This window comes from Sellimonas sp., from assembly GCF_047234585.1.
Lineage (GTDB): Bacteria > Bacillota > Clostridia > Lachnospirales > Lachnospiraceae > Sellimonas > Sellimonas caecigallum.
In genome coordinates, this window is the sequence record NZ_JBKSWG010000027.1 from 1 (window position 1) to 19,715 (window position 19,715).

General features: G+C 44.3%; 18 protein-coding genes. 5 read left to right on the top strand and 13 right to left on the bottom strand.

The genetic code is table 11. The features are described from left to right. Positions 1-34: 34 nt before the first annotated feature. Positions 35-643, top strand: coding sequence for a manganese catalase family protein (locus ACLROL_RS10245; RefSeq protein ID WP_087200143.1), 609 nt, complete (start codon positions 35-37; stop codon positions 641-643). A 55-nt stretch (positions 644-698) separates the two neighbouring features. On the opposite strand, the gene ACLROL_RS10250 is transcribed toward ACLROL_RS10245, so the two are convergent. From ACLROL_RS10250 to ACLROL_RS10260, 3 genes are read right to left on the bottom strand one after another with little or no spacing between them, the layout of a single operon-like run. Beyond that, positions 699-884 carry a heavy-metal-associated domain-containing protein gene (locus tag ACLROL_RS10250; protein ID WP_087200141.1) on the bottom strand — a complete coding sequence of 62 codons (186 nt, stop codon included), beginning with the start codon at positions 882-884 and terminating at the stop codon, positions 699-701. Between the two features lie 18 nt (positions 885-902). Beyond that, positions 903-1,190 carry a metal-sensing transcriptional repressor gene (locus ACLROL_RS10255; RefSeq protein ID WP_087200139.1) on the bottom strand — a complete coding sequence of 96 codons (288 nt, stop codon included), beginning with the start codon at positions 1,188-1,190 and terminating at the stop codon, positions 903-905. A gap of 19 nt (positions 1,191-1,209) precedes the next feature. After that, on the bottom strand, positions 1,210-3,462 hold the full coding sequence (locus ACLROL_RS10260) for a heavy metal translocating P-type ATPase (RefSeq protein ID WP_087200137.1): 2,253 nt from the start codon (positions 3,460-3,462) through the stop codon (positions 1,210-1,212). A 264-nt stretch (positions 3,463-3,726) separates the two neighbouring features. On the opposite strand from ACLROL_RS10260, the gene ACLROL_RS10265 reads away from it, so the two are divergent. From ACLROL_RS10265 to ACLROL_RS10280, 4 genes are all read left to right on the top strand, one after another. Beyond that, positions 3,727-4,065, top strand: a complete 339-nt coding sequence (locus ACLROL_RS10265; protein WP_334301315.1) for a hypothetical protein — start codon at positions 3,727-3,729, stop codon at positions 4,063-4,065. Continuing rightward, positions 3,953-4,249 (top strand): helix-turn-helix domain-containing protein, encoded by a 297-nt coding sequence (locus tag ACLROL_RS10270; protein ID WP_413067773.1) that lies wholly within the window; start codon positions 3,953-3,955, stop codon positions 4,247-4,249. The genes ACLROL_RS10265 and ACLROL_RS10270 overlap by 113 nt, the downstream gene beginning before the upstream one ends. Beyond that, the gene (locus ACLROL_RS10275) at positions 4,246-4,656 is read left to right on the top strand and encodes an IS3 family transposase (protein ID WP_413067774.1); all 411 of its coding nucleotides are present in this window, start codon (positions 4,246-4,248) and stop codon (positions 4,654-4,656) included. The genes ACLROL_RS10270 and ACLROL_RS10275 overlap by 4 nt, the downstream gene beginning before the upstream one ends. 70 nt (positions 4,657-4,726) lie before the next feature. Continuing rightward, complete coding sequence (locus ACLROL_RS10280; protein WP_413067781.1) at positions 4,727-5,011, top strand: IS3 family transposase; 285 nt, start codon at positions 4,727-4,729, stop codon at positions 5,009-5,011. 116 nt (positions 5,012-5,127) lie between these two features. On the opposite strand, the gene ACLROL_RS10285 is transcribed toward ACLROL_RS10280, so the two are convergent. The 10 genes from ACLROL_RS10285 to ACLROL_RS10330 all read right to left on the bottom strand — a co-directional run bounded on the left by ACLROL_RS10285 (position 5,128) and on the right by ACLROL_RS10330 (position 19,705). After that, positions 5,128-6,414 carry a S1C family serine protease gene (locus ACLROL_RS10285; protein ID WP_287448354.1) on the bottom strand — a complete coding sequence of 429 codons (1,287 nt, stop codon included), beginning with the start codon at positions 6,412-6,414 and terminating at the stop codon, positions 5,128-5,130. Positions 6,415-6,577: 163 nt separating this feature from the next. Next, complete coding sequence (glmS, locus tag ACLROL_RS10290) at positions 6,578-8,404, bottom strand: glutamine--fructose-6-phosphate transaminase (isomerizing) (protein ID WP_221919233.1); 1,827 nt, start codon at positions 8,402-8,404, stop codon at positions 6,578-6,580. A gap of 186 nt (positions 8,405-8,590) precedes the next feature. Beyond that, complete coding sequence (locus tag ACLROL_RS10295) at positions 8,591-10,141, bottom strand: cohesin domain-containing protein (protein WP_221919234.1); 1,551 nt, start codon at positions 10,139-10,141, stop codon at positions 8,591-8,593. Between the two features lie 219 nt (positions 10,142-10,360). Then, entirely contained in the window at positions 10,361-13,246 is a 2,886-nt protein-coding gene (locus tag ACLROL_RS10300) for a glucosaminidase domain-containing protein (RefSeq protein WP_413067775.1), read from the bottom strand. A gap of 33 nt (positions 13,247-13,279) precedes the next feature. Next, on the bottom strand, positions 13,280-14,344 hold the full coding sequence (locus ACLROL_RS10305) for an NAD-dependent epimerase/dehydratase family protein (protein ID WP_413067776.1): 1,065 nt from the start codon (positions 14,342-14,344) through the stop codon (positions 13,280-13,282). A 26-nt stretch (positions 14,345-14,370) separates the two neighbouring features. Continuing rightward, on the bottom strand, positions 14,371-15,096 hold the full coding sequence (locus tag ACLROL_RS10310) for an IspD/TarI family cytidylyltransferase (protein ID WP_413067777.1): 726 nt from the start codon (positions 15,094-15,096) through the stop codon (positions 14,371-14,373). Between the two features lie 17 nt (positions 15,097-15,113). After that, positions 15,114-16,166 carry a glycosyltransferase family 2 protein gene (locus ACLROL_RS10315; RefSeq protein ID WP_413067778.1) on the bottom strand — a complete coding sequence of 351 codons (1,053 nt, stop codon included), beginning with the start codon at positions 16,164-16,166 and terminating at the stop codon, positions 15,114-15,116. A 15-nt stretch (positions 16,167-16,181) separates the two neighbouring features. Beyond that, on the bottom strand, positions 16,182-17,249 hold the full coding sequence (locus ACLROL_RS10320) for a glycosyltransferase family 2 protein (RefSeq protein WP_413067779.1): 1,068 nt from the start codon (positions 17,247-17,249) through the stop codon (positions 16,182-16,184). 17 nt (positions 17,250-17,266) lie between these two features. After that, positions 17,267-18,682 (bottom strand): lipopolysaccharide biosynthesis protein, encoded by a 1,416-nt coding sequence (locus ACLROL_RS10325; protein WP_221919237.1) that lies wholly within the window; start codon positions 18,680-18,682, stop codon positions 17,267-17,269. Positions 18,683-18,694: 12 nt separating this feature from the next. Continuing rightward, a complete protein-coding gene (locus tag ACLROL_RS10330) occupies positions 18,695-19,705 on the bottom strand; it encodes an EpsG family protein (RefSeq protein WP_158096519.1) in 1,011 nt (336 codons plus the stop codon). Positions 19,706-19,715 lie beyond the last annotated feature (10 nt).

The window sequence follows — 19,715 nt, forward strand, 5'->3', positions numbered from 1 at the left end:
AGCCGTGGCCATGGCAGGAAGGAGGATGCTGATTATGTGGAATTATGAAAAACGACTGCAGTTTCCTGTAAAAATTTCAAAACCAGATCCAAAAGCTGCTCAGATCATCATTACACAATTCGGGGGGCCGGACGGGGAACTGGCCGCTTCCATGCGTTACCTCTCCCAGCGTTACACGATGCCATACAAAGAAGTTACAGCAACTCTTACCGATATCGGAACCGAAGAGCTGGCTCATATGGAAATGATCTGTGCCATCGTCCATCAGCTCACGCGAAATCTGACACCAGAAGAAATCGAACGATCTGGTTTCGGGACATATTATGTGGACCATACCCTCGCTCTCTGGCCGCAGGCCGCAAGCGGAACTCCGTGGACTGCCACTGTATTTCAGTCAAAAGGCGATCCTATCACAGATCTTCATGAGAATCTTGCAGCAGAACAAAAAGCCCGCACAACATACGACAATATCCTGCGCCTTGTCAATGATCCGGATATCATCGCACCGATCCGGTTCCTCCGTGAAAGGGAAATTGTTCACTACCAGCGTTTCGGCGAGTCTCTGCGGATCGTGACCGATCATCTTGACAGCCGAAACTTCTATGCACTCAACCCGGAATTCGATAATCCGGCCTGTCGATAACAGATTTCAAAAAAAGAATGTGTCCAAAATGGGCACATTCTTTTTTTACATTTTCCTACCTGCTTGCCTCAAATCCAAGATCATCCAGAAGTTCCACCATCTCGTCCATCTTGCTCTCGTCTTCCAGATAGACGCAATTTTCTTCCAAACTTACCTTTCCTTTAATTCCATCTGATTCCATCGCTTTTGTGATACGCTCCACACATTTTTCGCAGTGCATCCCTGTCACATTTAGTTTCATCACTGTTTAGTCCTCCTGTTATTTCATAAGTTTTTTAATTGTTTCACATAATTCATCCACACATTCGTCATTCCCCGCCCTTATATTGTTAACGACACAGGAATGAATATGTTCCGAAAGAAGCATTTTGTTAAACCCATTGAGAGCCGCCTGGATCGCCTGCACCTGTACAAGAATATCCACACAATACCTCTCTTCTTCCACCATTTTCCGCACCCCGCGCACCTGGCCTTCGATGCGGTTCAGCCTGCTGATCATGTTCTTTACTTCTTTTGCGTCACGGTGTTTGATCTTCTCTTGTTCCATTCTTCTTCCTTTCTTAGTTTTACAATTTCAGTGTCCTCAGTCTGAGCGCATTGCTCACAACGCATACTGAACTAAGCGACATGGCAAGTCCACCGATCATAGGATTCAGAAGCATTCCGTTGATCGCATACAACGCTCCTGCCGCAAGCGGAATCCCAAGACTATTGTAGAAAAATGCCCAGAACAGATTCTGCTTGATATTTCTGATAGTCGCCTTGCTCAAGTGGATCGCCTTATACACATCGTTCAGATCCGATTTCATAAGGACGATATCGCTGGAATCAAGCGCGATGTCGCTCCCGCTTCCGATGGCCACTCCGACATCCGCCTGTACGAGAGCCGGGGCATCGTTGATTCCGTCTCCTACCATCATGACACATTTATTTTCTTTTTGCAATGCCTCCACAACATTTGCCTTATCTTCCGGAAGCACCTCTGCGATGACTTTGTCGGCGCCTGCCTGTTTTCCGATCTCCTGGGCAGTCAGTCGGTTGTCTCCGGTCAACATACATACTTCGATTCCCAACTCTTTCATCTTCCGAATTGCTTCTTTACTCGTCTCTTTCATCTTATCCGCCACGCTGATAAGCCCTTCCACCTGTCCATCTGACGCGACGAACATCGGAGTCTGACCCTTTTCCGCCATCTGTGCGGCTTTTTGCGCATATATGCCAAGGTCTATATTCTGCGCATCACACAGCTTTTTGTTTCCGATATAAAACCGTTTCTTCTCTCCTCTCCATTCCATTTCCGCCCAGATTCCCTGTCCTGTCACACTCTGGAAATCGTCCGGTTCTGCAAGAGACATTCCTTTGTCTCGGGCATACTCAACAATGGCCTGTCCGAGCGGATGTTCGGATACCTGTTCACAGGATGCCGCGATAAACAGAAGTTCTTCCGTTTTCATCTTTTCTGTGTGGATCTCCTGGACTGATGGTTTCCCTTCCGTGATCGTACCTGTCTTATCCAGAATAACCGTATCTACTTTATGACAGATTTCCAGTGCCTCCCCGCTTTTGATGAGAATACCATGGGATGCGCCGAGTCCTGTCCCTACCATAATAGCTGTCGGAGTTGCAAGTCCAAGCGCACACGGACAGGCAATAACAAGGACAGATACAAAAATTGTAAGGACAAATGCAATATCATGTCCAAGTAACAGCCATATAACCGCTGCGATCACGGCGATACACATGACTGCCGGCACAAAATACCCTGCCACTGTATCGGCCAGTTTCGAGATCGGTGCTTTCTTTCCCTGTGCATCCTCCATCATCTTCACAATTTTAGCAAGAGTGGTATCTGAACCCGTTCTCGTTACTTTCACTGTCAGACTTCCCTGAAAATTCACACTTCCGCCGATAACTTCATCATCCACCGCTTTTTCTACCGGAATGCTCTCGCCTGTCAGCATAGATTCATCTACCGTCGTGCTCCCTTTCGTGACGATCCCATCCAGAGGGATTCTGCTGCCTGGCCGGATCACAACCAGATCCCCGACTTTTACTTCTTCTACCGGTACTTCCCTCATCTCTCCATTTTGAAGAAGAACCGCCGTGTCCGGTGCCAGCTCCATGAGCTTGCGGATTGCTTCTTTCGTCTTGTTCTTACTTCTTCCCTCCATGTATTTTCCAAGCATTACAAGTGTTACCACGATTGCCGCAGATTCGAAATACAACTGATGAGATGCATGAGGATTGGACGGAATCGTGATCGTCATGACAACACTATATATAAATGCACTTCCTGTCCCAATTGCTACGAGAGAATCCATATTTGGGTGTCCCCGGAAGAGGCTTCCAAATCCATTGATATAAAATTTCCTTCCGTTGATCAAAATAATGACTGTCAGGATCAGCTGTGCCAGTGCAAAATAAAGCGGATTCTTTTCCATGCTCAGCAAATCCGGAACCGGAAGCTGAAACGGGAGCATATGTCCCATGGACAGATATAAGAGCGGTACTGCCAAGATAAGGTTTTCGATCACATGCCGCTTCGTCTTGTGTATTTCCTGCTCCTGATTCTCTTCCTCCACTTCTCTCTCTTTCCTGTTTTTCTCTTCATATACGGATGCTCCAAATCCTGCGCGCTCTACTTTGGCAATGATTTTCTCCGGCGTAACCTTCCCTTCCTCATATGTGATAGTCATGATACCTGTCGTCAGATTCACATTGCTTTCACTGACACCATCTATCTTTTTTGTCACACGTTCTACTGCGCTTGAACAAGCTGCACAGGACATTCCTGTTATAACATATTTTTCTGTTTTCATTTAACCACCTCTTTCATATACCCTTACCCGGTATATGTTTATAATAACTCTGTTTTCTCTACGTGTCAAGCAGAATCGATTCTTTCCTTTTTTTGGCAATATAAAAGGAACCGCATTCTGATATGATCCCCCTTAAGTAGACAGGGTAAATAGCCAAAATCTACTTAAGGGGGATTTCTTATGTCAAAATCTAAATGATCTGCTGATTTCAGAACAAAAGTAGTTCAGGAATATCTTGATGGTAAAGGTTCTTTCTATGACTTGGTGGATAAATATCATATTGGAAAAACAACTATACAAAAATGGGTTGCTGCTTACAAGGTGCATGGAATTGATGCCTTTATCTGTGGCCCTGGAAATGCAAGCTATACCAGTGAATTTAAAACCATGTGTGTTGAGGAAGTTCTTTCTGGCTACGGCAGTTCTATGAATACAGGAGCAAAATATAAAGTTTATCCAAGTGTTTTAGAATCTTGGATCAAGATGTATAATGCCAATAGAGAACTTAAGGATTACGATCCAAAACGGGAGGTCTATATGGCAGAAGCAAGACGAAAAACCACCATTGAAGAACGCAAAAAAAATCGTTACCTATTGTATTGAACACAATCGTGATTATAAGGGTACAGCCGCACTCTATGATGTTTCTTATAGTCAAGTGTATTTTTGGGTAAAAAAATATGATACTGCGGGCAAGACAGGTCTTACAGACAGGCGTGGACGGCTCAAAACAGATGATGAGGTTGTTGAACTGTTAAAAAAAGTGAAAGAATTCGAAGGGATGTGAGGCTGGGAAAACAACGCCACGAACCAAAGTATCTGGCAATTGAATACTTCTATACAAACAACGGCTGGAGCATCAACTGGATGTGCAAACAGCTTGGAATTGCAAGGGCTGCGTTCTATAAACGGAAACATAGAATCATTCCACAGCAAGAACGGGAAAATCGGGAAATCGCAGAACTGATCAAAGAGTATGATGAACGTTTTTCTCATATCCTGGGATATCGAAGAATGACAGATTGGATCAATCATTTCAATCAAACGCATTTTTCCAGAAAGAGAATCCATCGGATTATGAAAAAGCTTGGAATACATTCTGTCATCCGCAAAAAGAAGAAAAAGTACAATACTTCTAAGCCGGAAGAAACAGCTGAAATCAGCCAACCCAGATGCCAAGCCAATTTTTCATAGCGATAGAGGTTTTCAGTATACAAGCAGGGTATTCCAAAAGAAACTAGAAGACAACGAAATGATACAATCCATGTCAAGAATAGGACATTGTATTGACAATGGTCCAACAGAAGGATTCTGGGGAATCATAAAATCAGAAATGTATCAAATGTATAAGAGTACAGATGAAATGTCCCTGCGTAATGCGATCAGGGAGTATATGCGATTCTATCGTGACGAAAGACCACAGAGCAGGTATAACTGCAAAACAACGGCAGAGGTAAGATCAGAAGCTTTATCTTCTGACGTCCCTCAAGCATATCCAATAGCAAAAAATAAACGAATTGAGAAATGCAAAGCTAAGTGGTGTGCCTAAAAATCAGCCGCACGAAATCGTGCGACTGATTCTGAGCATCTTATTTTAGATATTTGACCTGTCTACTTGACAGGGGGCATATCAATCATTCTCGCGGTTCTCCTTTTTGAATCGTTTTACCCTAACATCTGTGTCAGTGTCACTTCCACTTCTTTTTCCTCATAACTGCCCTTATCTGACGGGAACTGCACAGTCAGTTTTACTTTCTCTCCGATTTTATAATAGCTCAACTGTGCCTGGAGATCTTCCATGTTGCTTACTCCGACTCCCTCTATTCCGGTAATGATGCATCCCTGTGTAATACCGGCTTTTTCTGCCCCACCATTTTTCTGCACTTTTGATATATAAATTCCGGTCGGCATTCCAAACTGTTCTGCGCTCTGTTCATCCAGGTCAAATCCTTCGATTCCGATATATCCTCTCTGTGCTTCCGGCACCTGTGTCCTTGTCTCCTTGTTCATCAGATTCTGGATAATACTCGTCACATCAGAGATCGGGATCGCATATCCCATTCCTTCTACAGCGGAATCATTTACTTTTACTGTATTGATACCGACGACCTCGCCTTTACTGTTCAGGAGCGCTCCGCCGCTGTTTCCAGGATTGATCGCTGCATTTGTCTGGATCAGCTTGCAGTCAAATCCTTCCATCTGTAAATCTCTGTCTTTTGCACTTACGATTCCGTTTGTCACAGACTGTCCATATCCAAGTGCATTCCCAATGGCGACAACATCTTCACCTACCTGAAGTTTCTCTGAATCGCCCAGTGTTGCCACTTTGATCTGCTCTTTTGTATCGGAGCCGATATTTTTCATCGGCACTGCCACAACTGCGATATCTTTTGTCGGGTCTGTACCTTTGATGGATGCCTCGACACTTTTTTCATCTACAAATGTTACGGTAAGTGTTGTGCTTCCCTCTACCACATGATTGTTTGTCACAATCAAAAGTTCGTTGTCGTTCTGTCCTACGATAATTCCGGAACCTGCACTCTGCTCCGTCTGTTCCCGGATCCCTCCAAAGAAATCCTGGACTTGTTTGACACTCATATTCTGTATAGATACGACAAACGGCATGGAATTCTGCGCGATTTGTGTCACATCCGCTGTTCCTGATGATCCGGAATCAGACTGATCGGACTTCGTAAGCTGTGCCGTATCAACCTTGGATGAACTTTCTTTTGCGGATGTACCGAAAATTTTTCCCGTCACGGCATTCGTCGCCTGGAATGTCACTCCACCTACAACCCCGAACAGCACTGCAAATCCTACCACTGCTGCTGCTTTTGAAAGCTTTTTTCTTCCTTTCTTTCTTGGCGGCTCCTGCTCAGGAGTTGGATCCGTATAAAAATTGTTTCGATCCGGTTCCGGACCTGGATTGTAATATTCATATTCATGGCTCATAACATTTATCCCCTTTCTTCTGGCATAACTTTTTCTTATATGGCTCAGTCTATAGAAAAAATGTGTTGAAATTGTGATAAAAAAATAAAAAAAAGCTGAATTTCCTTTCCCAGTAAATCCAGCTTTCTTGTCCTTCCTCTCCTTTGTTTACCTTCTCATCTTTCTACTCCACTGTTACCGACTTTGCCAAGTTTCTCGGCTTATCCACGTCGCACCCTCTCCCTACAGACACATAGTATCCAAAAAGCTGAAGTGGTATGATAGCCAAAGAGTTGGCAAAATATTTGTTTGTTTTTGGAATATATACCACATAGTCTGCTGCCTTTTCCACATCCGTATTTCCGGTGTTGGTTACAGCCATGACGAACGCTCCTCTCGTCTTTACCTCGACAATATTGCTGATTGTCTTCTTGTACAGCTCTTCCTGTGTAACAAGTGCGGTTACCAGAGTGCCATCCTCAATGAGCGAAATAGTACCATGTTTCAGTTCTCCTGCCGCATAAGCTTCAGAATGAATGTAGGAGATTTCCTTCAATTTCAGGGAACCTTCCAGGGAAATCGCATAGTCAATTCCGCGCCCGATAAAAAAGATATTTTTTGCAGCCAGATAACGATTTGCAAATTTCTGTATACGGTCTTTGTTATTGAGCAGCATTTCCACCTGCGCCGGAATCTTTTTCAGCTCCGTGATCATTTCTTCCAGTTCTGATTCTGAAATCATCCCCCGGACTTTTGCAAACTTCATAGCCAGCAGATACAGGGCAATGAGCTGGCAGCTGTAGGCCTTTGTCGTTGCAACTGCGATTTCCGGTCCAGCCCACGTATACATCACATTGTCTGCCTCCCTGGCAATAGAGCTTCCTACGACATTGACGATGCCGAGTACACGGCGGCCTCTTGCTTTTGCCTCCCGCAGTGCTGCCAGAGAATCTGCCGTCTCGCCGGACTGGCTGATGACTACTACAAGCGTCCCTTCATCCAGAATTGGATCTCTGTACCGGAATTCCGAAGCAAGATCCACCTCCACAGGAATCCTTGCAAGCCCTTCAAAGACATATTTGCCCGTCACACCTGTGTGATATGCTGAACCGCAGGCAACGATCATGATCTTTCGGATTTCCCGGATATCACCATCGCTCATTCCCAATTCATCGATCACAATATCGCCGTTTTTCAGCCGTGGGGAGAAGGTGTCTGTGATCGCTTTCGGCTGCTCATACATTTCCTTCAGCATGAAATGCTCATATCCGCCCTTTTCCGCTGCATTTTCATCCCAATCGATGTGCACCGGCTCTTTTTGAAGCGGTTCCTCATCGACTGTAAAGAATTCCATCTCGGATTCTGTCATCCGGACAATTTCTTCGTTTTCGATAAAGTACACGTCTCTCGTATACTTCAGTACTGCCGGGACATCAGATGCTATGATACTGCCTCCTTTCGTATGACCTACGATCAGAGGGCTGTCTTTCCTTACCGCGTAAAGCTCATTCGGATGATCTTTAAACAGAATCCCCAGAGCATACGAACCTTCCATACGATGCATAATTTTCGTCACTGCTTCCAGCGGATTTCCTCTGTAATAATAATCCAGCAGATGGGCAATAACCTCTGTGTCTGTCTCGGATACAAAAGTATAGCCTTTCTTCTCCAGTTTTCTTTTCAGCTTGATATAATTTTCAATGATTCCATTATGTACAACCACAATACTTTCATCGCTGTTGGCGTGAGGATGTGCATTCATGTCAGACGGGGAGCCATGCGTGGCCCATCTTGTATGGCCGATTCCAAGCTTTCCGGGCAATTTCTGCCCGTCATGAGTCTGTTCAGTCAAAACTTTTAGTCTTCCCTTCGTCTTTGCGACATTTACTTTCGTACCGTCATATACGGCAATTCCTGCCGAATCATATCCTCTGTATTCCAGCTTTGACAGGCCGCTAAGCAGAATCGGGGCAGCCTGTTCTGTTCCAATGTATCCAACAATACCGCACATCGTCTTACCTCCATATATTTGTACTATTTACCTTGTTTTTTGCACTTTTATGTTCAGTATTGTATCATCAGACACCATATTTGTAAACCCCAAATTTGATTTACTGTGAAACAGGAAAAGTTTCGTTTGCGCAAATGCCCATCCTATACAAAAACGGCATGGCCCGAAGGTCACACCGTTTCTTTTTTAGAGATCAATAAAATCGATGGAAAAATCATCGTCATCGTCATTCTCTTGCTTTTTCACTTTTCTTGCAGACGTACGACTCTGCTTTCTTACCGGTCTTCTTTCCTCATACTCTTCTTCATAATTTTCATAATCATCATCATAGTAATCGGAGTCATAGTCTTCTTCATAGTCTTCATCTTCGTAATCATCGTAATCGTCATAATCCTCGTCTTCGTAATCGTCGTACGTTTCATCGTACTCCTCTTCGAAGTCTTCATCATAACTTTCGAAGTCATCGAAGTCATCATCCTGTGCCGGTTCTTCTTCTCTTACATCTTTTGCCAGGCTCGGCTCTGGAATCTCCTGATGTACTTCCGGGACAGCTTCTGCCGCTTTTCCTTCCTTTTTGCCATTCAGCTCATCCAGCTCATCGTAGACGTCATCCAGTTCAAGATTTCTGCGGTGCAGCTTGACTGCCAAAATGATGATCAGGAGCAGGAAGATCAAAATCGCAAATGCTGCGCCAATCAGCACATATTCAATATGATCTCCGGCAAATGTGGTAATCTTACCGATGATACCTGATGGAGTATCTGCGGACGCAGATGCAGCAGACGTTGGCTGTCCATAATACTGGTATGTCTGATCTTTCGAATCATATTTGTATAATGCCTTCTCTCCATCTGTGTTTACCGTATAGAGAAGGTAAAATCTGTCATTCTTAGAGTCATGCCATGCCGGTACAGAATGATCGTCAGAAATCTCCAGTTCTACTTTCGTGTATCTTGCTGGAAGCTCCACATCTTCCACATCGTCAAGAAGAATAATGGAACTTGTCTCGGACAGGTTGATCATCTGCATCGGAGAACATGCATTCTTACTCTCATTGTAGATATAAAATGCCCCCTGATTGCTGCTGTCCAAAAGATACAGAAGCTGAAGATCGCCTTTTTCCTGTTTTGCCCCTTTTACCGTTTCTCCATCATAAGTGATATCTGCTGCTGCAAAGCCAGATGGAAGGGCATTTTCCGGGAAATCAGAAGCAATCGTGTACTCTTCACTTCCCACTGTGATCTTCTTACTGCTTGCCTGCGCGGATCCTGAACTACTCGTCTGGCTTGCTCCATCGCCTTCCACGATTGCAATATCCGCATATCCTTCTTCCATATCAAGCGTTGTTCCGTCTTCCGCTGTCACTGTGGCACTCTGCTGACGCATTCTTGTCTCTCCCTGGATCAATGCCTTAAATGTCATATTAAATTCCAGGAGATCCTGTCCCTGCACGGTTCCGGAATACTCGATGGTTCCGTCTCCATTATCTGTCACACCAGTGTCGCCGCTTACAAACTCCATCGCTGAAGTATCGTACTGCATTGTAATGTCGACATTCCCGAGATTTCCGCCTCGATTTTTGACGCTGCCCTTTATGGTAAATTCTTCTCCGACTTTGACATCGGTTAGGTCTGAAAAGAATATAATACCATCTGCTGCCTGCACGGCAAGCTGTACGCATGGCACCATCAGACAAACCGCCAACAGCATCGCTGCCAATCGTTTCATCGTCTTCATAAACTGTACCTCTTCTTTCGTCTCAGATTTATACATTGTACTCTAATTATCATACACGTTTTATAATAAAATGTCCAGAAATTCTCTCATTAATTCCTTGTCTGTTTTCCTTATCTTTTTCTTAAGACTTATGAGATTCCATGGCACAAAAATCCGATCCCCATATAAAAAGAGCACATACCGCATCCGATACATGCCCCTTTTTCTCTTATCACAGTCTTATAACGAGATGTAAGCATCCCCATTTCCTTCCGGAGCTTTTCCTCCTTTTTCTACAAGCTGAATCTGAATAGATTCAATTCGATAAGAAAGCCCGCTTGTCCCGGCCGGTTCGCCGTTTTTTGCCCAGCCAAGCCAGCCAAGTTTCTGCACATGAGCACGATAATAAACGTCATACTCTTTTGCCATATCGCCTGTCAGACTGATCTCGATGGCTTCCATCCGTTTTCCAAGGCCCGGTGTCCCGGCAGTCGTGCCGTCTGATACCACATTCTGCCAACCAGTTCCCTGAATATGCGCACGGTATTCTACCATACCTGATGACGGCTGATTCTGAAGAGCAATCCGGATCCCTTCCAGTCTAAGAGAGCTTCCCGTAGATCCCATCTCCGCTCCATCTGTTACCGGATCGATCCGTCCTTTTCCTTCTACATACCCGCTATAGCTGATGGAAGCTGGTTTCGTACTGTCATATTCTTTATAGCAGTTTTTCTGTTCACCCGGGGCATTTCCTCCCTTTGGCACAAGCTGGATCTGCAGTGCTTCCAGGCGGTAGCTGTAACCGCTTGTCCCAGCTGCCTGTCCATTCTTTGCCCAGCCAAGCCAGCCAAATCGTTGAGCGTGCACCCGGTAATAAATATCGTAATGTTCAGCCATAGTACCGGTAAGGTTGATGGTAATGGCTTCCATTCGCTTGCTCTGTCCGGTCGTTCCGGACAAATCTCCATCGGATACTTTACTCTGCCATCCTGTCCCCTGCACATGAGCACTGTACTCCACTGTTCCAGCATACGGCTGATTGTCAAGTGTCACTTTCATGCCTTCCAATCGGAGAGATTCTCCCGTCGTTCCGGCCTCATTTCCGTTTGCCGAAGACTGCCATCCTTTGTCCTGCACATGTACTTCGTATTTGATCCCTGCCGGTTTGGAGCTGTCATATTCTTTGTATGCATTTTTCACGGATCCAGGGGCACTTTTACCTTTTTCTACAAGGCGGATTTCAATTGCTTCCAGGCGATAGCTGTATCCTGCCGTTCCCGCCGGTGCATCATTTTTTGCCCAGCCAAGCCAGCCAAAATTCTGCGCATGCACTCGGTAATAAACATCATAGTTTTCTGCCATCTCTCCGGTCAGCCGGATTTTCAGAGCTTCCAGCCGTTTGCTTTGTCCGATGACTCCGCCTGTTGCATCGTTAGATACGTAATCCTGCCATCCATATGTCTGTACATGAGCGCTGTATTCAATATTTCCGGCATATTTCTGTCCGCTTAATTTGATCTTCACTGCCTCCAGCCGTTTGCTTTGTCCTGTTGTCCCGGCTGTTGCTCCATTGGACACATAATTTTGCCATCCATATGTCTGTACATGAGCGCTGTAGGATACGCCTTGTTCTGCGGCCGGTGGTTGTGCACCGGATCCGCCCGTGCCGCTTCCGGTATTTACTTTTGTTATGTAGTCCTGGCTCGCATATGCATACATCTGATTGTAATCATAGTTTCCTGTGTCTGTCCTTACGGTCTCCCGCGCGCTGTCCAAAACCCCATCGCTTTGGACTTTATAAAATCCGGATATCGGATCGTTTTCCAGCAGTATGAATGTGTAACCCGGATTTTTTACTGTGGAATAGAGCTTTGTGGAAGATGCGGATCGTTCTTTTCGGACATTGAGCGTTGTGTAACCTGCAGTCATCACATCTTTGACACCAAGAGTGTAGCGTCCTGCATCTTTGTTTCCGGCTGCCTTGTCCAGATTCCATGCCACATTTGCCGCCTTTTCTCCCCAATAAGGGTCTGAAGCATAGTGAACGTTAATCCCGGCTGCCTTGTTTCCGAGGAATCCGCCTTTATAGTAACTGTACCCCGGGCGAAGATATCGCATGGACATATACGTCTCGGAAAAATCCTTGATACATGTGGATACGTCCGCATAGTAATTGGCACTTTCTCCTGGGGAAGAATCTACTGCATTTAGTCCAAAGAGATTATTTTTTGTCTGAGCGATATTACTCTTTCCCCAGGCACTCTCATTTGCCGCCACACCTGTCATCAAAAGAGCGTTGGTTCCATATGTATTCTGTTTGTTGATGAACTCACTTCCCATATTGTACATCTTGGATGAAGAATCTGTCTTGCTGTTGATCGCAGCATTCAGTTCCGATGCACTGAACGCGGTCTTGCTCCTCATTGGAAGGAACTGAAAATAATTATAAAACGGCTGGGATGGATTCACAGAAGCTGTTCTTCTCCCTGCGGAGTAATCACTTACCATATCGGTAAGCTTATCTTCTGTATAGAAATAATGTCCATCGTAACTGTAATACTTTGTCCCGCTTTTCAGATATGACGGGGCCGGTCCGTTGTCCAGTGTACTTCCGTATGTCCCATTCTGCATGTTTGTAGCAATATAATGGATCAGGCGCCCATTGGACACTGTGTAATAGCTTACCGCTTTTGCGGCTGAAAAATCCACAATCTGGACATCTGATGCATTTACAAGACCAATGGTTCCGGAAAGCATAAACCGAACTTTTCCGTCACTCTCGCCAAGATAAATCCCATCTGCCCCATACGGTCCGTACGTATACCCGGACTGGTTGGTCCCTTCCATCGTAAAACTGGTCGTCTGTCCGCTGGCTTTCGTGTTAAAGTTTACAAGCTGAACAGCCGATGATCTGGCAGCTCTTCTCCCCGTCTTCTCTTCCACGATACCGCTTTCCTGCTCTTGCTCCAGCACAGTACCGTCCGTCTGCATCCCTGTGACGGATTCAATTCGCTGTGGGTTTTCATCTTTCAGTGTCTCTTCGGCCTGCGCAGTTTTTACTTCTCCGATTCCTGTGAGCAGTAAAAATGCTGCGAGGATTATGCCTGCTTTTTTCCAGTATCTCACATTTTCCTCCTTACTGTGAATCCTCTTTCTAATCTAGTCTTCTGTTTCTGTCATATGGAGATCTGCAATCATTCGGCGGTACATTTCTTTCAGTCCATATTGCGGCTTCCAGCCGAGTTTACAAAGTTTCTCCGCGCTTAAATGCATCTTCACATCAGGGGCGTAGCCGTATGTCTTTGCATCCTGCGGGATATCAAACACAACTTTTGATCTCCCTTTACCAAATTCTTCCGCTACCATCTGTGCCATCTCTGCAATGGTTCTTGTCGTCTCCTCGTTGCACACGTTGTAAGCCTGACCGACATCCCCTTTTTCCAGAAGAAGTGCGATGGCGCGAATGACGTCTGCCGTATAGCAATAATTTCCATAAGACTTGCCTGCTGTGTGAAGGACGATGTCTTCCCCTTTCACAGCACTTCTGGCAAACTGTGCATAGACACGGTTGTCGCTTTTTTGCACGCCCGCACCAAATGTCTGTGCCAGTCTAGCGATTCTGACCGGGACATGGTATTCATCGGCGTAAGCCGCACACAGGCATTCTGAGATTCTCTTTCCTTCTGAATAGCTGCTGCGGACATTCAGAACATCGATATATCCAAGATCTTCCTCTTCGACCTTCTCAAGCTTCGGGTTCGTCTGTCCATACATTTCCATAGAAGATAAATATACCATTCCTTTGCATTTTTTCTCTTTCGCCAGCTCAAGAATGTTTTTTGTTCCCTGGTAAGATATTTCGATAGTCTCCACCGGATTATCCACAAAGAACTTTGAAGTGGTGGCGCTGGCCGTATGGACGATATAGTCTATCGCACCGTCGATTTTGACCGGCTCGGCCAGATTTCCCTCAACAAGCAGCAGATTCGGATCAGATACTGCGTCCTGAAAAACATCTTTTGCCTTCTCCAGGCTGCGGATAAATCCGATGACTTTTATCTTCTCTCCCTTGTCCGCATGCACATTGTAGTAAAGAAGCGCCCGTACCATCAGAGATCCGATAAGCCCTGTGGCCCCTGTCAACAACACTGTGCTTCCAGCCAGTTTTCGAATAGATTCTTCCCTGCTGATCATCTCAAAATCTTCTGTCAATATTCCCTTCACTTTTGCTTCCCCTTTCCTGTATTTTTCTATACACCGAAAAGCTGTGAATTTTCATCGGCTTCCACAAGCGCCTTGAATGTATAGTAGTCCATCGGCGTTGTGATCTTGATATTTTCCATTGGTCCTTCTACAAGATAGAGTTCCTTCCCATAATGGGACATCATGGAAGCAGAGTCGATGAAATCGCTTTTTCCTTCCATCCTTGCTTTCTCGTGATTTTCAAGGATTTCATCCAGGAAAAAGCACTGAGGCGCCCTTGCAAGCATACAGTCTGCTCTCTCGATAATCTGATCTACTGTCTTTTTATCATCGGAGCGGATGATCGTCTCGATAGCCGGAGCCACCGTCACGGCACTTCCTTTTTCTTCCGTCATAGCAATACATTCGGTTATCAATTTTCTGTTGATCAGCGGCCGTACGCCGTCGTGAACCAACACCACACATTTTTCCTCCCGGGCGATTTCTCTTGCGGCACACAGACCGTTGTAAATAGACTCCTGTCCGCTCTCCCCGCCAGGAACGATCTTTGCCACTTTTGTCAGGCGGTACTTCTCCACCAGCTCTTTCAAAAAAGGAATCCATTCTTTCACGCAGGCGATGGCGATGGCGTCAATCTCACTGTGACTCTCGAAATGTTCCAGCGTATAGACGATGATCTCTTTTCCGTACAGTCTCAAAAACTGTTTGGGAAGCGCTTTGCTGTTCATTCGCTTCCCGATTCCCCCGGCAAATACTACTGCAATATGTTTCATCTTCAATCACACCTCTTCTATCTTTTGCCCATTCTTTTTTTCAGGAAAATAAAACGTGCATACACTCTGGAAACATTCAGAAGAAGACCGTACTTTCCTTTTACAAAAAGCCGGACGACACCTTTCTTCGTCATGGACAGCCTCTTGTCGCTTCCTTTTTTCTGCACATCACGAAAGGCTTTGCTTTTTCTCAGCTTTCTCATAAAGTCTGTAAGTTCAGACTTCGTCATATCATTGTCGCTTCTGCTGAGGAGCATCAAAAACTCCGTTAAATATTCCGCAGATTTTTGTATCCAGTCTGAATGGAAATCCGGATTCGATTTCAGATGCTGAAAAAGCTCATACTCTGCTTCCGCAGAGAGAAGACAGGAATAAAGCATATTTCGGTTAAATTTCTTGAATGTGCTGTGCTCAAATCTCTGATAGTATTTATAGCCAATTTCCGGATTTAACACTTGCTTTCCGGCAATTTGGAAAATCTCATAATTTAATACCCGGTCTTCAAATCCACATTTGATAGATGTGTCGAATTTGAGATGATTTTCCGTCCAAAAACTCTTTTTGTACATACCGTTCCAGATATAACTGAAATAACGTTCTTTTTCTGCTACTGCATAATATTTCGCCGCGTGTTCTCTGTCGAAAACTCTGAATTTTTTGAATACATTTGCCCGCTTGTCCACATATCCGTTCGCAAACGATTCTTCAATACTGCATCCATACTTTACTACATCGGCGTCATATTTTTTTGCAAGTGCATAGTTCTTTTCCAACACATCCGCAGCCAACTCATCGTCGTTGTCGATAAAGACCAGATATTCTCCTTCCGCGTGATCTACCGCAAAATTTCTCGTAGCACAAATGCCCTCGTTTTCCTTGTGGAATACTCTCACTCTCTTATCTTCTTTATATTTATCGCAGATTTCTCCGCTTCTGTCCTTAGAGCCATCGTCCACAAGCAGAAGTTCCATATCTTCCATCTTTTGATCAAGAACGCTCTTGATGGCCGTCTCAAGATATTCCTCCGAATTGTATACAGGCATGATGACGCTGACCTGAATCTTACTCATTTTTCTTCCTCCGAACTAATCATATTTATGTACCGTTGCCCTGAGTTTCCTTGTCAGAAACCATTTGTATAATTTCGCGATGACTACGACGGTACGGTCGTGCCTCTTTGCAAACTCCCAAAGCACGATTGCTTTTTTCTTGTCTCTTTGCCATATCTCTTTCCAAGTTTTTTTGTCAAATTCATACTGAAAGGCAGAATACTCATGGAGATGGGAGATATACTGCGTTCTTTTCTTCATGTTCCAGTCACAGTTCCTGTGATAAAGCTGTACCATAATCGGGATAAGATGGTGTTTTGCACTGCTGATGACAGACTCTGTACTTCTGCTTTCAAGCCCCATTTTTTCTTTTACTTTCTCTTCAATCATACCACTTCGGACAAGACCGTTGAGACTTTCGATATTGAATACGCTCGAAGTACTTGTGGCATAACGTTCATAGTGCTTAAAATATACCCCTGTATTTGTAGCAAACCGCTTTGTGTGCACAAGAAACTCCAGACAAAAGGCTGTATCCTCTTCCCCCTGCTTAAACTCTGTCCGAAAATGCAGACGGTACTGGTCGATGACTTCCTTCCGGAACAGTCCGTCCCATACAGGAGAAAAGACATTGCGATCCCGTAGTACATAGTAGTTTTTTTTCAGTTCTTCCTTGTCATAAAATCGTTTTTCCAGTTCTCTTACGTCTTTTTTGATAACTGTGCCTTTTTCATCAATTGTCTCCGCAATCCGCCCGGATTTTACCAGATCAGCATCAAATTCTTTTGCCACTTCGTAATTATCCTTCAGCCATCCTGGCAGACAATCATCATCCTGGTCTGCAAAGGCAATATATTCTCCTTTTGCCTCTTTAATCCCCGCATTTCTGGCCCCACAGATTCCCTGATTACTCTGATGGATTACCCTTACTCTCGGATCTCCTTCTGCGATCTTGTCGCAAAGTGCCGCAGAATTATCTTTTGACCCGTCGTTTACAAGGATCAATTCGATTTCCTTCAAAGATTGGTTCAGAATCATTCCTGATGTGCGCTCTATAAATTTCTCGCCGTTATAAACCGGCATAATCACACTAACTTTTATCATATATATATCCTCTGTTTCTATCGGTTAAAAATACGTTTTTTTACCTCATGGACTGTTTCTTTCAAGAACTCTCTCTTCCACACAAGATAAATCAGGTACATACACAAATACAGACCTGTGGAAAGCCATGATTGGATATTCCAGCTGATCAGGATAAATCCCCCTGCCAGGACGCATTCCGCAGCCATATCCTTCCACAGGGAAAAGTGCAGTGCTCTGGACAGCAGTGCCTCCCCAATACAGCAGCGAATTCCCATCAATACCGGAAGCATTGCAATGGCAAACGTCAGATTATCCAGAAGATAAACTGTGATTCCTGTCCCTATAAGCGTGATTCCCACGGAAATCCAGTTGATGATCATAAACTGTTTCTCTCTGCGCAGTGCTTTCAGATACGTGCTGATCAGCAAAGTCAGCTTACTCTCAAACACACACATCGGAAACAGAAGCGCCATATACTGAAGACTCTCCGCATATTTTGGCAGCCACCAGGAAAGGATCACTTTTGCAGGATAATAGACAATCAGAAGTCCAAGAACAAAGATCATGAGAATGTTCCTCATCTTGGTATATATCTGAACATAATGCTCCTCATCCATATTTTTCAGCATCGGATAGATTACAATACTTACCGCACTGATAAAGGCCAGAAGAAGATTGGACGCTGTGATCGTCAGAGAGACTTTTCCGAATACTTCCACGGACCAGTGATTTTCAATGGCAAACCGCACGATTCCGACAAGAAGCTGCCCAGCAATGTTGGCGATCATCAGCTTGATTCCGATACTTACATTGTCCCACGCTTCCCGGATTCCATTTTTCCAGTCTATTACCTTTCCTTTGACGATATCTTTACATTCTCTGGAAAGAAGGACAAGAGTCAATCCCCTGGCAAACAAATCTGCCCCGATCAGAATCTGGAAATTCCGAATACCCGCTGCAAGGAATCCAATTACCAAAACAGCATAGACGATCTTTTCCAGCAGATAGTTTCTCGCATAATCCACAATCCTGTTTGTAGTCTGCAGAAGATACTGAAGAAACGTCCGCGGAATCTGCAGGACACAACAGAATGCTACCGCCAGAAGCACAGCTTCTTTATTTGCATCATCGCAGAACAGATACGTCGCTGCACCAAAAATGAGAGCAAGGATGATTTCAAATATAGTCAAAAGCCAGAACTGGGAATGAAAATATCCTTTGTCCAGCTCACTGTATTTTTTCCCGCCAAATTTCAGATATACTCCGTCCGCCCATCCAAAATGAAAGAATCCCACATAGGACGCATAGAAAAGATACAGCTGCCAGTATGAATATTCCTTTACTCCAAGTATTTTAGGGACAAACAGCACCAGTATCATAGATACCAGTGTATTTGTCCCGTTGGCCAGCACAGAGTATGAAAGATTTTTTACTACACTTCCAACTTTCATAAATACCTCACTTTAAAAAACACTTTTATAGATCAGCACATTCATTTCTCCTGCTGACATAACAAGATAGATCAGATCAGCGCCGATTACTGCAAGCAAAAGCAGCGCCTTTTTCCATTTTACTGGTTCCGTCGTCAACAGATTTGGTATAAAAAAGATGGAACACATAAAAAAGTAATATACAAATCTCTGATATTCCGGAAGCCATGTACAGAACATGGCCATAATTGTTCCGATCATCGTTGAGTTAAAAAAGATCCTGTTGTTCTCATCTGTGCGATTTTCTCTGCTCTTTCCAATCAAAAACAAAATCACAAGCTCACTGACAACAATCATTGTCAAATATGGTATATTCAGCGAGTACGTTTTTGATATATAGTTTGACTGCAGATATCTCGGCAAAAAAGTCTTAAACAGAAATGTCAGAATATCTGTCAGGAAAAAGTTGATCGGCAGTGCGCACATGCTAATGACGAAATAAAAAGAAAATTTAATCTTTTTATCCAGTATAAAGTAAAACGGTATCATTACCAAGGCGGTAAAATGAAAACTAGCAGCAAGAAGGATACAAAGCGCATACTTCCAGAATTTCTTTTTCCGGATATACTGCATTCCCCACAGCACAAAGCCCATCGTAACAAACTGTCTGATCTGATTTAGCCCGAGAAGAAAGAAATAACCGCTTGTAAAAAACAGCAGGTAACTGAGCACATAATTTTTCGAATACTTCCAAACACACAGAATCAGCAGGGCATATGCGATAAAACACGTAATAAAATATACCCACTGGAAATCCAGTCCTGCATCAATAACAAAAATATTGATCAGCTTGTACGCGATATCCACATCCTGCTCTCTTCCGGCCGCGATATTCTGATAATATCGGTAATAATTGGCATAATCGTTTCCGACATAGGACATTCCCGCATTTACAATATACATAGGGATAAAAGTCCCTGCCATCGCCAGCGCAGCAGCAGCATACTGAACTTTATTCTCACAAACTGTTTTTCCTGCTGACACACACCTTTGC